Origin of the sequence: Mesorhizobium sp. Mes31, from assembly GCF_024519675.1 — a bacterium.
Classification (GTDB): domain Bacteria; phylum Pseudomonadota; class Alphaproteobacteria; order Rhizobiales; family Rhizobiaceae; genus Mesorhizobium.
In genome coordinates, this window is the sequence record NZ_JALJRL010000011.1 from 183,651 (window position 1) to 197,660 (window position 14,010).

13 protein-coding genes are annotated in these 14,010 nt (G+C 64.5%); 6 read left to right on the plus strand and 7 right to left on the minus strand.

From position 1 onward, the window contains the following. Nucleotides 1-215: 215 nt before the first annotated feature. The 6 genes from NR193_RS20080 (at nucleotide 216) to NR193_RS20105 (ending at nucleotide 6,966) form a co-directional block, all read left to right on the plus strand. Nucleotides 216-1,280 carry a sugar ABC transporter substrate-binding protein gene (locus NR193_RS20080; protein ID WP_256752510.1) on the plus strand — a complete coding sequence of 355 codons (1,065 nt, stop codon included), beginning with the start codon at nucleotides 216-218 and terminating at the stop codon, nucleotides 1,278-1,280. 165 nt (nucleotides 1,281-1,445) lie between these two features. Continuing rightward, on the plus strand, nucleotides 1,446-2,513 hold the full coding sequence (locus NR193_RS20085; protein WP_256752511.1) for a substrate-binding domain-containing protein: 1,068 nt from the start codon (nucleotides 1,446-1,448) through the stop codon (nucleotides 2,511-2,513). A 66-nt stretch (nucleotides 2,514-2,579) separates the two neighbouring features. Further along, complete coding sequence (locus tag NR193_RS20090; RefSeq protein WP_256752512.1) at nucleotides 2,580-4,082, plus strand: sugar ABC transporter ATP-binding protein; 1,503 nt, start codon at nucleotides 2,580-2,582, stop codon at nucleotides 4,080-4,082. 57 nt (nucleotides 4,083-4,139) lie between these two features. Next, nucleotides 4,140-5,117 (plus strand): ABC transporter permease, encoded by a 978-nt coding sequence (locus NR193_RS20095; RefSeq protein ID WP_256752513.1) that lies wholly within the window; start codon nucleotides 4,140-4,142, stop codon nucleotides 5,115-5,117. Next, nucleotides 5,114-6,082, plus strand: coding sequence for an ABC transporter permease (locus NR193_RS20100; protein WP_256752514.1), 969 nt, complete (start codon nucleotides 5,114-5,116; stop codon nucleotides 6,080-6,082). Before NR193_RS20095 ends, NR193_RS20100 begins: the two co-directional genes overlap by 4 nt. Before the next feature lie 2 nt (nucleotides 6,083-6,084). Beyond that, nucleotides 6,085-6,966, plus strand: coding sequence for an SMP-30/gluconolactonase/LRE family protein (locus NR193_RS20105; protein WP_256752515.1), 882 nt, complete (start codon nucleotides 6,085-6,087; stop codon nucleotides 6,964-6,966). Between the two features lie 161 nt (nucleotides 6,967-7,127). Here the strand turns inward: NR193_RS20105 and phnN are convergent, their stop codons facing one another. The 7 genes from phnN to iolD form a co-directional block, all read right to left on the minus strand. Further along, a complete protein-coding gene (gene phnN / locus NR193_RS20110) occupies nucleotides 7,128-7,757 on the minus strand; it encodes a phosphonate metabolism protein/1,5-bisphosphokinase (PRPP-forming) PhnN (RefSeq protein WP_256752516.1) in 630 nt (209 codons plus the stop codon). After that, on the minus strand, nucleotides 7,754-8,893 hold the full coding sequence (locus NR193_RS20115) for an alpha-D-ribose 1-methylphosphonate 5-triphosphate diphosphatase (RefSeq protein ID WP_256752517.1): 1,140 nt from the start codon (nucleotides 8,891-8,893) through the stop codon (nucleotides 7,754-7,756). The genes phnN and NR193_RS20115 overlap by 4 nt, the downstream gene beginning before the upstream one ends. A 35-nt stretch (nucleotides 8,894-8,928) precedes the next feature. Next, the gene (locus NR193_RS20120) at nucleotides 8,929-9,636 is read right to left on the minus strand and encodes a DUF1045 domain-containing protein (protein WP_256752518.1); all 708 of its coding nucleotides are present in this window, start codon (nucleotides 9,634-9,636) and stop codon (nucleotides 8,929-8,931) included. A 153-nt stretch (nucleotides 9,637-9,789) separates the two neighbouring features. Beyond that, the gene (gene iolB, locus NR193_RS20125) at nucleotides 9,790-10,602 is read right to left on the minus strand and encodes a 5-deoxy-glucuronate isomerase (RefSeq protein ID WP_256752519.1); all 813 of its coding nucleotides are present in this window, start codon (nucleotides 10,600-10,602) and stop codon (nucleotides 9,790-9,792) included. Between the two features lie 230 nt (nucleotides 10,603-10,832). Further along, nucleotides 10,833-11,045: a DUF3329 domain-containing protein gene (locus tag NR193_RS20130; protein ID WP_256752520.1), complete on the minus strand. Its 213-nt coding sequence runs from the start codon at nucleotides 11,043-11,045 to the stop codon at nucleotides 10,833-10,835. 42 nt (nucleotides 11,046-11,087) lie between these two features. Then, the gene (gene iolE, locus NR193_RS20135) at nucleotides 11,088-12,005 is read right to left on the minus strand and encodes a myo-inosose-2 dehydratase (protein ID WP_256752521.1); all 918 of its coding nucleotides are present in this window, start codon (nucleotides 12,003-12,005) and stop codon (nucleotides 11,088-11,090) included. A gap of 151 nt (nucleotides 12,006-12,156) precedes the next feature. Beyond that, nucleotides 12,157-14,007: a 3D-(3,5/4)-trihydroxycyclohexane-1,2-dione acylhydrolase (decyclizing) gene (gene iolD / locus NR193_RS20140; protein ID WP_256752522.1), complete on the minus strand. Its 1,851-nt coding sequence runs from the start codon at nucleotides 14,005-14,007 to the stop codon at nucleotides 12,157-12,159. Between the last annotated feature and the right edge of the window lie 3 nt (nucleotides 14,008-14,010).

A 14,010-nucleotide genomic window follows, 5' to 3' on the forward strand; every position in this document is an offset into this window, starting at 1 on the left:
CTAGGATAGAGGCTGCGCCGGGAACCACGGTCAAACGTGGATGCGCAGCCGCATCCGACGTCGAGCATTTGCCTGTTGCGTGTCGCCCGAGTGCACAGTGGGTCTGGGTGGCGGCATGCACAAAACAAAGTCTGTCCATAAGGGGGTGTGCGGCGAAGGCACTTGATAGGCAGCGGCGTTCGCGCGGCTGACACCAAACACGGGAGGAGGAAATCATGAAAGCAGGCGCATTCTTCGCCGGCCTTGCGGTGATCGCGACGACTTTGCTGTCGATCGATGCCGTGCCGGCCAACGCACAGGACAAGAAGCCCTACACGATCTATCTGTCCAACAATTTCGTCGGCAACGACTGGCGCCAGCAGATGCTGCGCAGCGCCGACATCGCGGTCAAGAAGCCCCCGCTTGCCGGCCGCGTCGACCTCAAGGTCGAGGTGGTCGAGACCACGGTCCAGGCGCAGATCAATTCCCTCAACAACATCATTCGCAACAAGCCCGACGCCATCGTGATCGACGCGGGCTCCGGCGAAGCGCTCAACCCGACGATCGAGAAGGCCTGCAAGGCCGGCATCGTGGTCATCGCCTTCGACCAGATCGTCAGCGCGCCCTGCGCTTACACGATGGAGTCCGACTGGGGCCGGGCACCGCGCGTGGAGGCCGAATGGCTGGTCAAGAAACTCGGCGGCAAGGGCAAGATTCTCGTTGACCGTGGGCTTGCCGGCGCTCCGATCTCCGCCCAGCTGCAGGGCGGTTTCGAGGAAGTCATCAAGAAATATCCCGGCATTGAGGTGGTCGGCTATTTCAACGGCGACTATGCACTGGGACCGGAGCAGGCCGGCGTCGCCAGCTTGCTGGCGGCGCACCCGCAAGTCGACGCCATCTTCGTCCAGGGCTACGGCGCCGGAGCGATCAAGGCGCTGCAGGATGCCGGTCGCCCGATCGTTCCCATCACCGGCAGTCCGTTCAACCTGACGACGACGACCTGTGCGCAGACCCAGGGCGCCCAGTGCATCCTTGCACCCAACCCTGCCTATCTGTCGGCCGAGGCCTTGAAGCTGGCGGTGGAGATACTGGACGGCAAGAAGCCGGCGGAGAAAAAAATCCTGCTGCGCAATGCCTTCCTCACCACCGATCCGGTCCCGTCGGAATTGTATCCCGACGCGACCATGCAGAAGATAGAGGTCGGCAAGAATGCCTTTCCGGACATGGCGCCGGGCCTGTTTCTTCCGGTCAGCCCGGACTGGGTTGAAATCACCCCGGCCGAGGCCGCCGGCTCGAAATGACGATGCCTGCCGATCGGTGACGAAATGGTCGCCTCCAGGCCTCTCCAATGCGCCTTGGCTTAAATTGACAAGGCGCATTGGTACCGGTATCAATTTACACGCAGCACCCACCAAGATGGCGAAGTCCGTCACCGGCTGATGCAGGAAACGCAAGGAGGAGAGATCATGAAACTGAAGACAATTTGCGCCGGACTGGCAAGCCTTGCCGTGTCCGCGATCGCCATCGGCACGGCACCGGGCCACGCCGAGGACAAGAAGCCCTACACCATCTATCTCTCGAACAATTTCGTCGGCAATGACTGGCGCCAGCAGATGGAGCGTGTTGCCACCGTGTCGGTCAACAAGGGACCGCTGAAGGGTCGCGTCGACCTCAAGATCGAGAACGTCGAGAACACGGTCCAGGCGCAGATCAACTCGCTGAACAACATCATCCGCCAGAAGCCGGACGCCATCCTCGTCGATGCCGGTTCGGATTCGGCCTTGAACCCGACCATCAAGAAGGCCTGCGACGCCGGCATCGTCGTCATCAGCTTCGACCAGGTGGTGACCGAGCCCTGCGCCTTCGCCGTCGCGTCCGACTGGGACCGCATCCCCTCGGTCATGGCCGAGTGGATGGCTGTGCAGCTTGGCGGCAAGGGCAACATCATCCTCGACCGCGGCCTTGCCGGCGCGCCGATTTCGGCGCAATTGCAGCAGGGCTACGAGAAGGTGCTGGCTAAATATCCCGACATCAAGATCGTCGGCTACTACAATGGCAATTACGCGCTCGGGCCGGAGCAGTCGGGCGTCGCGGCGCTGCTTGCCGCCAATCCGAAGATCGACGGCATCATGACGCAAGGCTATGGTTCCGGCGCCATCCAGGCGCTGAAGGATGCCGGCCGGCCGATCGTCCCGGTCGTCGGCTTCTCCTACAATGTCGCCGCGCTCACCTGTGCGCAGACGCAGGGCGCCAAGTGCATCCTAGGCTCGAACCCGGCCTATCTCTCTTCGGAAGCGATCAAGCTGGCGGTCGATATTCTCGACACCGGCAAGAAGCCGGCCGAGCGCTCCGTCTCGGTCAAGGGTGACTTCGTCACCACCGATCCGTTCGAGTCCAAGCTTTACCCCGGCACCAAGATGATCAAGATCGCGGTCGGCGAAAATGCCTTCCCCGACCAGGCGCCCGGCCTGACGCTGCCGATCACGCCCGACTGGGTCGAGATCACCGCTGCGGAAGCCGCCGGCAGCAAGTAACATCTGTCACCGCGACCCTGTCTCCCGGCATCGCAGGATGTCGGGAGAGCTTTTCGAGAGCAGCCCATGGACCTCGTCACCGTCAAAGGCCTGTCCAAACGCTATGGCGGCATCGTCGCGCTGAGCGAGGCGACATTCAGTGCCCGCGCCGGCGAAGTGCACGCGTTGCTCGGCGAGAATGGCGCGGGCAAGAGCACTTTCATCCAGATCCTGTCGGGCGCGGTGCGGCATGATGGCGGCTCGATCCTGGTCGACGGCCAGGACTATCGCCCGGCCAATCCGGATGCTGCCCAGGCGCGCGGCATCGCCGCTGTCTTCCAGGAGTTGTCGCTGATCCCCGATCTCAGCGTCGAGCAGAACATCTGGTTCCGCCACGAGCCAAGAACGCTTCTGCGCACCGTCAATCGCGCCGAGATGCGCCGCAAGACGCTGGCGCTGCTCGAAAGATACAATTTCCCGGCACTTCGTCCCGACCAGGAATTGCGGCGGCTGACACTGGCCGAGCGGCAGATCGTCGAGATCGCCAAGGGCCTGGCCAAGGACCCGCGCATCCTGATCCTCGACGAGGCGACCTCGGCGCTGCCCGCGCGCGAGGCCGAGTGGCTGCTCAAGCTCACCCGGCAACTGGCCGCCGAGGGCAGGCTGGTCATCTTCATCTCGCACCGCATGGCCGAGGTGCGCGCCATTGCCGACCGGCTGACCATCTTCCGCAATGGCAGCACCATTGCCGTGCACGAAGCCAATGCCGTCTCCGACAACGAGATCGTCACCCAGATGATCGGCCGGCACCTCGACCGGCTCTATCCCGAGCGTATTGCCACCGCGACCGATCGCATCGCGCTGAGCGTCAAGAATTTTTCGAGCGGCAGCCGGCTCTCCGGCGTCGACTTTGCGCTGCGCGAGGGCGAGGTGCTCGGCGTCGGCGGTCTGCAGGGGCACGGCCAGCGCGAGCTGTTCCAGGCGCTGTTCGGCGCCAGCAAGGCGAGCGGCACCATCGAGCTCTGGGGCAAGCCGGTTTCGATCGCCAATCCGCGCCAGGCCCTGACCGGCAAGGATGGTATCGCATTGGTTCCCGAGGATAGGCGCGGGCAGGGCCTGCTTCTGACCAAGAGCGTGCGCGAGAACCTGACACTGTCGGTGATCAAACGCTTCACGGAAAACGGCTTGCTCAGCCGGCAAAAGGAGGCGGCCTTGGTCAAGGAGATGGTCGACTTCCTGCGCATCAAGGCCGGCACGCCGGAACAGCTTGCCGGCACTTTGTCCGGCGGCAACCAGCAGAAGGTGATCTTCGGCAAGATGCTGCTGACGCAAGCGCGGGTGCTGCTGCTCTACGATCCGACGCGCGGCGTCGATGTCGGCACCAAGGGGGAGATCTTCCAGCTGATGCGCGACCTCGCGGCCAAGGGCTATGCAATCCTGTTCCATTCGAGCGACATGCCGGAGCTTGTCCACGTCGCCGACCGCGTGCTGGTGATGCGCAACGGCGGTGTTGCCGCGACGCTGGAGGGCGACCGCATTTCGGAGGCGGGCATTTTGCGCGCCGCCATGCTTGAAAGCGAGGCGGCCTGAGGCATGGTGATGGCGATCGCGGAGCAACCTGTGGAGATGGCGCAAAGGCCAGCCGAAATGAAATCCGCCAAGCCGGGTATCGACTGGCGCGGCCGCGCGCTCGACCGCGCTCCCTTCCTCGTAGCATGCCTGATGCTGGCCTTGATCGTCGCCATCTATGGCAGCCTGCAGTCCGGCGTCTTTTCGCTGGATGAGCTGAACCTCGACACGGCGGCGGCGTTGACGCTGATGCTGGCGGCGACCGGCCAGACCATCGTGCTGGTGCGCGGCGGCATTGATCTGTCGATCGGCGGCATGATCAGCCTCGGCACGGTGATCGCGGCAACGCGCTTCACCGACGACCCCTCGACCACCGCGCTTTGGGCGTTGGCCATCCTCGCGCTCGGCTTCCTGATCGGCGCGCTCAATGGTTTGCTGATCTCGCTGCTCAAGCTGCAGCCCTTCCTGGTGACGCTCGCCACATGGTCGATCCTCAACGGCGTCGCCATGATCATCCTGCCGACCGATGGCGGCAGTGTGCCAGGCTGGTGGGTCAGCTTCGGCTACGCGCAACTGTTCGGCCTGACCAGCCCGGTCTGGATGCTGCTGGCACTGCTGTTGTTCTGGTGGTGGTTCCGTGCCACCGGCGTCGGCATCACCATCCAGGCAACAGGCTCCAACGAAAAGTCGGCCTTCCTGTCGGGCGTATCGATCACCCGCGTCAACGTCATCACCTATGGCCTCTCCGGCCTGTTCGCGGCGGGGGCGGCACTGTTTCTGACGACGCAGACCGGCGCCGGGTCGCCAACCATCGGCAAGGACTACATCCTGCCTTCGGTGGCGGCGGCGGTCATCGGCGGCGTCAGCCTGTTCGGCGGCCGCGGCCATCTCGCCGGCACGCTGATCGGCGCCTTCGTGCTCACCCTGATCGGCAATCTGGTCTTCGTCCTGCATGTGTCGAGCTACTGGCAGCCGGTCGCTTCAGGCATCATCCTCCTGCTCTCGGTGCTTGCCAGTTCCGTCGCCGAGAAAGCCGCGAGGGGCCGTGTCCAATGAGCGCCTTCCTCGCCCGCAACCGGCTCATCGTGCTTGCCTATGCCGGCATGGTCGTGCTGCTCCTGGTCACGGCGCTGTTCTCGCCGGGCTTCCTGTCGGTCTCCAACATGCGCTCCACCGTCGTGCTGGCCGCCTTCGTCGGCATCGTCGCGCTCGGCCAGACCTTCGTCATCATCGGCGGCGGCATCGACCTGTCGGTGCCATGGGTGCTCAATTCGGCGGCGATTGTCATGGCGCTGCTCTGCGGCGGCCAGGACCTGCCGCTGGTCTGGGTCATGCCGTTGCTGCTCGCCGGAGGCGCCTTCATCGGGCTCATCAACGGCATTGGCGTCGCCCAGTTCGGCGTGCCGCCAATCATCATGACACTGGCCACCAACGTCATCCTGCAAGGCTTGATCCTGGTGCTGACCGGCGGTTCGCCGACGCCCTCGGCGCCGGCCTTGATCCAATACCTTTCGGTCGGTCGCATCGGCGCCTTCCCGGTCATCGCGCTGATCTGGCTTGCGCTGACGCTGGTGGCGACGCTGCTGCTCTCCAAGGCGGCGTTCGGCCGCCACCTTTATGCGCTCGGTACAAGCGCCACTGTCGCCGAATTCTCCGGCGTGCCGACCGCGCGCACCACCATCCTGACTTATGTGATTTCCGGCCTCACCGCCGCCTTCGCCGGCATGTTGCTGACCGGCTATTCCGGCCAGGCCTATCTCGGCATGGGCGACGCCTATCTGTTCACCTCGATCGCGGCGGTCGCCATCGGCGGCGCCTCGATCCTCGGCGGCAGCGGCCATTATCTCGGCACCGTCGCCGGCGCCATGGTGCTCACCATTCTCACCGGCCTGTTGCCGGCGCTGAACCTGTCGAGCGGCGCGCTGCTCATCGTCTATGGCGCGGTGATCCTGCTCACCGTATCGATCGGCAGCGAGACCTTCGCAGGTCTCGGCGGCAAGCTACGCAGAAAGGAGAGCTGACCATGGTCGAAATCACCTGTGTCGTCGATGCCGGGGCCGAGCTCGGCGAAGGCACGCTCTGGGACCCGAAGGCCGGCGTGCTGTGGTGGATCGACATCTGGAAGAAGCTGATCCATCGCTACGATCCGTCGACCGGCAAGGACATGGTCTTCGAGACGCCGGAATATCTCGGCTGCCTTGGCCTGCGCGAGAAGGGCGGCCTGGTGCTGACCATGACCAACGGCTTCCATTTCTTCGATCCGGCAACCGGCAGGTTCGAGGCGATCGTCGACCCGGAAGCGCATATGCCGAAGACCCGCTTCAACGACGGCAAGCCGGACCGCCAGGGCCGTTTCTGGTCGGGCTCGATGTTCGAGGTGCCGGGCCAGCCGATCGAATTCATCGGCGCGCTCTACCGGCTCGATCCAGACCTTTCGGTGCACAAGATGATCGACGGCATCGGCTGCTCCAACGGGCTGGCCTGGAGTCCGGATTCAAAGACCATGTATTTCTCCGACAGCCATGCCGGCGCGGTGTGGGCTTATGATTTCGATGCCGCCACCGGCGAGATCGAGACCCGCCGTACCTTTATCGACATGACGGTGACCGGCGGCGTCGCCGACGGCGCCACCGTCGATGCGGAAGGCTGCTACTGGGTGACGATCCCGGTGACAGGCAAGGTCTGTCGCTACGATCCGGACGGCGAGCTGATGCAGACCGTGCAGTTGCCGACCGACCTGCCGACCTGTTGCGAGTTCGGCGGCAAGGACCTCGATATCCTCTATGTCACCTCGGCCGTGCTCCGGCGTCCGGCCAGTCACTTCGTCCGCCAGAAGCATCCGGGCGGACTGTTCGCGCTCGACGTCGGCGTCAAGGGCCTGACCTTGCCAGCGTTCAAAGGCTGACCTTTCCCTACTCCACCGGCGTGTCCAGCGGTTCCAGACCTCGGGCATCGTTCCGGTAACGAAACGATGCCCGAGATAGCTGGTATGCCGTGGACTCCGTCAAGTCGCAGTGGGTGTCGTGCGGCGCGAAGCCAAAACCCTATTGCGAGAGCTTGTAGAACCTAGATCAGACCCGACATGTCGGAAAAGGCCATCGCCTTGCGCAGCACCTCGGCGAAGCGCTCGCCGGCCGTTTCGCGCGGACCGCTGTTGTCGATCGAGGTGACGCCAGGTCCCGACAAGGTCACATTGGCGCTGCGCGCCAGCCGTGCCAGCACTTCGCCGCGTGACTCGCGGCCGCGCATCGCCAACCGCTCGGCCAGCACTTCCGGCGAGGCGGTGATCTCGACGATCGCCAGATTGGCATAACGCTGACGCAACACCGGGATGATCGCGCGCGATACGTTGGCCACGGCAACATGGCCATTGGCGACCGACCAGTCGACGTCGGCCGGGATGCCATAGCGCAAGCCGTGCGCCTCCCAGGAGATGGCGAAGGCGCCATCGGCTTCGGCTTCGGCGAAGGCGGCCTCGGCCAGCGTGTCGTGATCCTCGCTCGCGGCATCGCTCGGCCTGGTGATGACGCGGCGGACGAACTCCAGCCGGGTCTCATCAGTGAAGCGGGCACGGGCGTAGCCGATCACCGTGTCCTTGCCGGCGCCGCTCGGGCCCACAACGGCGACGAAGACGCCGTCGCGGATCGGAAACGTCTCGGCGGACAGTTCACGCTCGATCAACGCCGACACCATCATGCAACCCGGCGCCCCTGCCGCCAGACCGTACGCACCACCGGAACATGGTCGTCGACGCGTACGCGCACGAGGTCGGCGCGCCGGCCCTGTTCGATGACGCCGCGGTCGGCCAGGCCAACGGCTTCGGCAGGGTTCTTCGACACCATGGCGACCGCCTGCGGCAAGGTGATGCCCTCGACGACATCGCCAAGGAAGAAGGCGGACTGGATCAGGCTGAAGGGAATGTAGTCGGACGACAAGATGTCGAGCAGGCCGTCGCCGGCCAGCGTACGGGCCGAGACGTTGCCCGAATGCGAGGCGCCGCGCATGACGTTGGGCGCGCCCATCAGCACGCCGAGCCCGGCCTCTTTCGAGGCCCTGGCGGCTTCCTCCGTGGTGGGGAACTCGGCGACGCGCACACCTTGCTCGATCGCTTCGTCGACATGGCCAGTGGTGGCGTCGTCATGGCTTGCGAGTACGATGCCGCGCTCACGGCAGGCGGCGGCGATCACCGCGCGGTTCGGTGCCGAATTCCGCGCCGATTCCGCCATCCGCTTTTCGCAGAACACTTTGAAATCGCGGTCGGTCAGCTTCAGCTTGCGCTGGTAGTAGTAGGCATAGGTTTCGAGATTGACGAACTGGCGCTGGCCGGGCGCGTGGTCCATCAGCGATGCCAGCTTGACCCGCTCGTCGCCGTCGAAATTGGCGAATGCCTTGAGGCAATCCGGTGCCGAAACCTCGCAGCGCAGATGGATGAAATGGTCGGCGCGCAGCCGATCCTGCTGCACACTGTCCTCGATCGCGTCGGCCAGCTTGCGGATGTCGGCCAATGTCAGGTCGGCGTCTTCGTCCATGCCGACGCGCAAAGCATCGAGCACGGTGGTGATGCCGGCGGTCGCTACCTGTGCGTCATGCGCGAGCACGGCGGCGATCGGGTTCCAGCGCACCTTTGGCCGCGGCGCGTAATGGCCTTCGAGATGGTCGGTGTGGAGTTCGACCAGGCCCGGAATGATGTAGTCACCGCCCATGTCCTCGCCGGTGCGGCCGGCGCCGGCATCGATGCCGGCGATAAAGCCGTCACGCAGTACCAGAGAACCCTCGACGATCTCGTCGGCAAGCACGATGCGGGCATTGTGGAGAACGGTCTCGGCGGTCATTTCAAGCAGTCCTTGGTTGTTCATGCAGGGTTTGTTCAGGCGGTTCTTCTGGCCTGACGGCGCCCGAGCACGTGATGGGAGAGCACCATGAACGGCGCCCCCGGTTCGGTTTCGACAAACAGCGTCAGCGCGTCGACCAGGACCGGCTGTTGCAGAACCTCCGCGAACAGGCTGTCGATGGCTAGGCGAAGACGAGGGCTTTCCTGTGACGCTGCCCGGCCGGACAGCGTCATGTGGAAGCGAAAGGTTTCGAAGACATAGGGATAGCCCCATTGGCAGAGATTGCGGAATTCGCCTGGCTTGAGCGAATCGGGACTGCGCCGTTCGATCTCGGCGTCGGTCAGCGGCGCGCGAAAACGGTCGAAGCCGCGCACCACGTCATCGGCGAAGCGGTTGAGCGCCGGCAGCGGCGCTTCCGGCACCAGCGCGAAGAAGCCGTCGATCTGGCTGACGACAAGTCGCGGGATGGTCACCACCGGCGTCGCTTCGGCAAAGGCGTCGAGGGCGGCGCGCAGCGAGGCTTCCGTCTCGTTGGCGGCCAGGCGGAAGGGCGCTTTCAGGGTCGCGTGAAAACCGTAGCGGCGCGCCGACGCGGTATGGAAGGCGACTTCGGCCGCCGACAGGTCGGCCACCGCCTCAACCGGCCGTGTCGCGGCGCCGAACGGGTCGCGGCCCAGCCAGTTGGCGGCAATCCGCGCCAGCTTCTCGTCCTGCCGGGGGGTGAAATAGATCGCGTAGCGCATGAGAAGTCCTCGTCAGCTCCGCTGCCATAGGTGATTTCCATGACGGAATGACGAAGCCTTGCTGGCTTTCAGGTAACAAAACGCTGCGGCCGGGTCATTAGCCGACGATTTTTTCGTGCTGGACCAGTTCCCGGGTCCTGAAGCAATGGCCGATCAGGCCTTCATCAGCCATTCGTGCTCGGGCGCATTGTGGAATTTCCACGTCCGCTTCGGCCCGGCCATGACGTTGAGATAGTAAAGGTCGTAGCCATGGCAGGCGGCGCAGGGATGATAACCCTTGGGTACGAGCACGACATCGCCGTCCTCGATCGCCATCGCTTCGTCCAGAGCGCGATGGCCGGTCCTGTCGGCGTCGGTATAGACGCGCTGGAAGGCAAAGCCCTGCGGCGGGTTGAGGCGGTGATAGTAGGTCTCCTCGAGATAGGACTCGGCAGGCAGATTGTCCTGGTCGTGCTTGTGCGGCGGATAGCTCGACGTATGGCCGCCGGGCGTGATGACCTCGACCACCAGCAGCGAGTCGGCCGGCTTGCCCTCCGGCAGGATGTTGGTGACGTAGCGCGTGTTGGTGCCCTTGCCGCGCACCTCCTGGCCGAGATCGTCCGGTGCGATGACCCGGACTGGCAGGCCGCCGCCAAGGCTCGGCGCCGAGCAGACGGCGAGCTCCAGCTCGGTGTCCGCCGTCACCGACCAGTCCGAGCCTTGCGGCACGTACACAGACCATGGCTTGCCCTCAAAGGGCGACATGCGCTCGCCAAGCAACCCAAGATCCTTGCCGCCGGCTTTCGCATTGCCCTTGCCGGTAACGAACACCAGGCAGGCTTCGCGGTCATCTGTTTTTCCGGAAGCCGTCTCGCCGGGCTTTAGCCGATGCAGGTCGAAACCGACATAGGTCCAACCAGCGCTTTCCGGCGTCACATGGGCGACGCGGCCATGGCCCTTGTCGGCCTTCACCAGCAGCTTCGACATGTTTGTCTCCCTACACTTCGATTTTCAGGCCTACTTGCAGTCCCGATGAACAAACTTCGGAGATTGGCCGTGGCCTTCTCAACTTCGTCATCCTAGGGTCTGCGCTGCGTCGCTACGCTCCTTGCTCCGCCCTAGGATGACGAAGTGAGGGGCGTTCCAGCCAGTCACCAACGTATGCGATGTCATGCACACAGAATCCGATACACAAAACTTCCGCGCCATGGACCGGTTTATTCCTTCGGCTCGAGCGGAAGCTTGGGCTCGTCCGCCGGCTTGTACAGATAAAAAAACTGCCAGACGGCGTAACCGGCGAAGCCGAGCGCGATGACGCCCCAGAAGGGCGTGCCGGTGGCGAACTCGATGATTGACCATATGACGCAGACAGCGACGACGGCGACGCGCCGCCACAGCGGGCGGAAGAACGGGTGTTCGGAATCTTTCATCGGGCCAACCTACAGCAACCTGCTTCGCAGGGAACCATCGCATCAGGCATTGGGGAAACCCTGCGTTTCAACCGTATAGCCGGCAGCCGTCATCACCCGCATCAGCTCCTTGTAGCCGACCTGCGCCATTTTGAGCGGCGGGTTCTTCTTCGGGTCCTGCTCGGCTTCGACGACGAACCAGCCCTCGTAGCCATGGTCGGCGAAGCGTTGCACGATGGCGCCGAAATCCAGCGAGCCGTCGCCCGGCACCGTGAAGGCGCCGAGCGCCACGGCGTCGAGGAAGGATTGCTTCGTGCGGTCGAGTTTTTCGATCACGCCCATGCGCACGTCCTTCACATGCACATGGTTGATGCGCTTGTGGTGGTTGTCGATGGCGCGCAGAACGTCGCCGCCGGCAAAGGCCAGATGTCCCGCATCGAGCAGCAGCGGAATGCCGGCTCCGGAATAGCGCATGAAGGCGTCGAGCTCCGGCTCGGTCTCGACCACTGCCGCCATATGATGGTGGTAGGACAGCGGCATGCCTTGCTCGGCGCACCATTCGCCAAACTCGGTGAGGCGCTTTGCATAGGCCTTCATCTCGTCGTCCGACAGCTTCGGCTTGGTGGCAAGCGGCTTCGAGCGGTCGCCCTGGATCGAGCGGCCGACCTCGCCATAGACGATGCAAGGCGCATTCACCGCCCGGAACAGGTCGATCATCGGCTGGATGCGGTCCTTGTTCCTGGCCATGTCCTCATCGACCAGCGTGCCCGAGAACCAGCCGCCGCACAGCGTCACGTCGGCTGCCTTCAGGATCGGCAGCATGACATCGGGATCATTGGGAAAACGCCGGCCCATCTCCATGCCGGTGAAACCGGCCGAACGCGACTGGCGCAGGCACTCCTCCAGCGATACGTCATCGCTGAGTTCCGCAAGATCGTCGTTCCACCACGCGATGGGGGACATGCCCAGTCTGGCTTTCAAGTCGTCACTCCATTTTTAGGTTCGAGTCACCCTCCCCCTTGTGGGGAGGGTCGCTGCGAAGCAGCGGGGTGGGGGTGCGGTGCCAGACCCCCACCCGGACCTTCGGTCCGACCTCCCCACAAGGGGGGTAGGGGCTTGGCAGCGCGATCATTCAATCGCCAACGCTCTGCATCTGCCGCTTTTCATCATACGCCTTGCGCGCCGCGTTCACCTGGCTGCGTGCCGAGACCTCTGGCACCGCCACGTCCCACCAATGGCCGCCGGCCTCGGTGGAAACCAGCGGGTCGGTGTCGATGACCAGCACGGTGGTGCGGTCGTTCTTCTTGGCTTTTTGCAGTGCGTTTTCGAGTCCCGCTATCGACGGCACTTTCTCCGCGATCGCCCCCATGCTCGCCGCGTGCGCGGCGAAATCGATGTCGGGCAGAACGTCATGCCGCGTGTCCTTCAAGAGATTGTTGAAGTTGGCGCCGCCGGTCGCCATCTGCAGCCGGTTGATGCAGCCATAGCCCCTGTTGTCGAGCAGCACGACGGTCAGCTTCAAACCGAGCATCACCGACGTGGCGATCTCGGAATTCAGCATCAGATAGGAGCCGTCGCCGATCATGACGACGACCTCCTCGTCGGGCTTCGCCATCTTGGTGCCGAGCCCGCCGGCGATTTCGTAGCCCATGGTCGAGAAGCCGTATTCGGCGTGATAGGAGCCGGGCGCGCCCGCCTGCCAAAGCTTGTGCAGTTCGCCCGGCAGGCCGCCTGCGGCATTCAGCAGGATCACGCCAGAGCCCATGGCGCGTTGCACGGCGCCGATCACCTGCGCGTCGGACGGGTAGGCGGCATTGGTCGACGCCGTCGCCTTGGCGGCGTCGGCCCGCCAGGCCTTCTTGCCGGTGGCCGCATTGTCCGTCCAGGCGGATGGCGCCTTCCAGCCTTTCAGCGCGGCGCCCAGTTCGGCGAGCCCTTCGGCCGCGTCGGCGACCAGCGGCAGCGCTCTGTGCTTGCCGGCGTCGAAGGACTGCACGTTCAAGCCGATGATGGTCTTGCCGGAATTCTTGAACAGCGCCCACGAGCCGGTGGTGAAATCCTGCAGTCGCGTGCCGATGGCCAGCACGACATCGGCTTCCTCCGCCAGCCGGTTCGCGGCCGAGGTGCCTGTGACGCCGACCGCCGCCATGTTGAGCGGATGATCGTCCGGCAACGAGGATTTGCCGCCTTGCGTCTCGCAGACCGGAATTCCGGCGGTGTCGGCGAACTTCGCCAGTTCATCCGAGGCTTGCGAATAAAGCACACCGCCGCCGGCGATGATCAGCGGCTTCCTCGCGCCCTTGAGCGCCGCGACAGCGGCGGCGAGTTCGTGGCGGTCCGGCCGCGGCCGGCGTTGGTGCCAGACCCGCTCGGCAAAGAAGCTCTCGGGATAATCATAGGCCTCGGCCTGCACATCTTGGCACAGCGCCAGCGTCACCGGCCCGCACTCGGCCGGATCGGTCAGCACCGCCATCGCGCGGCTGAGTGCCGGAATGATCTGTTCCGGCCGTGTGATGCGGTCGAAATAGCGCGACACCGGACGGAAGCAGTCGTTGACCGTCGCCGTGCCGTCGGAGAAATCCTCGGCCTGCTGCAGCACCGGATCGGGAATGCGGTTGGCGAAGACGTCGCCGGGCAGGAACAGCACCGGCAAGCGGTTGACATGGGCGAGTGCCGCCGCCGTCACCATGTTGAGCGCGCCGGGGCCGATCGAAGAGGTCGCCGCCATGAAGCGGCGGCGGAAATTGGCCTTGGCGTAGGCGATCGCCGCATGCGCCATCGCCTGTTCGTTGTGGGCGCGGAAGGTCGGCAATTCGTCGCGCACCTGGTAGAGCGCTTCGCCGATGCCGGCGACATTGCCATGGCCGAAGATCGCCCAGACACCGCCGAAGATCGGCACTCGTCTGCCGTCGATCTCGGTCATCTGTTTGCTGAGAAAGCGGGTCAGCGCCTGCGCCATCGTCAGGCGGATTGTCTTGCTCATGGT

Coding starts and splice junctions, on each gene's coding strand:
- NR193_RS20100 (WP_256752514.1), top strand. CDS start 5,114: ATGAGCGCCTTCCTCGCCCGCAACCGGCTCATCGTGCTTGCCTATGCC.
- NR193_RS20080 (WP_256752510.1), top strand. CDS start 216: ATGAAAGCAGGCGCATTCTTCGCCGGCCTTGCGGTGATCGCGACGACT.
- iolD (WP_256752522.1), bottom strand. CDS start 14,007: ATGAGCAAGACAATCCGCCTGACGATGGCGCAGGCGCTGACCCGCTTT.
- NR193_RS20085 (WP_256752511.1), top strand. CDS start 1,446: ATGAAACTGAAGACAATTTGCGCCGGACTGGCAAGCCTTGCCGTGTCC.
- NR193_RS20105 (WP_256752515.1), top strand. CDS start 6,085: ATGGTCGAAATCACCTGTGTCGTCGATGCCGGGGCCGAGCTCGGCGAA.
- NR193_RS20130 (WP_256752520.1), bottom strand. CDS start 11,045: ATGAAAGATTCCGAACACCCGTTCTTCCGCCCGCTGTGGCGGCGCGTC.
- NR193_RS20095 (WP_256752513.1), top strand. CDS start 4,140: ATGAAATCCGCCAAGCCGGGTATCGACTGGCGCGGCCGCGCGCTCGAC.
- NR193_RS20090 (WP_256752512.1), top strand. CDS start 2,580: ATGGACCTCGTCACCGTCAAAGGCCTGTCCAAACGCTATGGCGGCATC.
- phnN (WP_256752516.1), bottom strand. CDS start 7,757: ATGATGGTGTCGGCGTTGATCGAGCGTGAACTGTCCGCCGAGACGTTT.
- iolB (WP_256752519.1), bottom strand. CDS start 10,602: ATGTCGAAGCTGCTGGTGAAGGCCGACAAGGGCCATGGCCGCGTCGCC.
- NR193_RS20120 (WP_256752518.1), bottom strand. CDS start 9,636: ATGCGCTACGCGATCTATTTCACCCCCCGGCAGGACGAGAAGCTGGCG.
- NR193_RS20115 (WP_256752517.1), bottom strand. CDS start 8,893: ATGACCGCCGAGACCGTTCTCCACAATGCCCGCATCGTGCTTGCCGAC.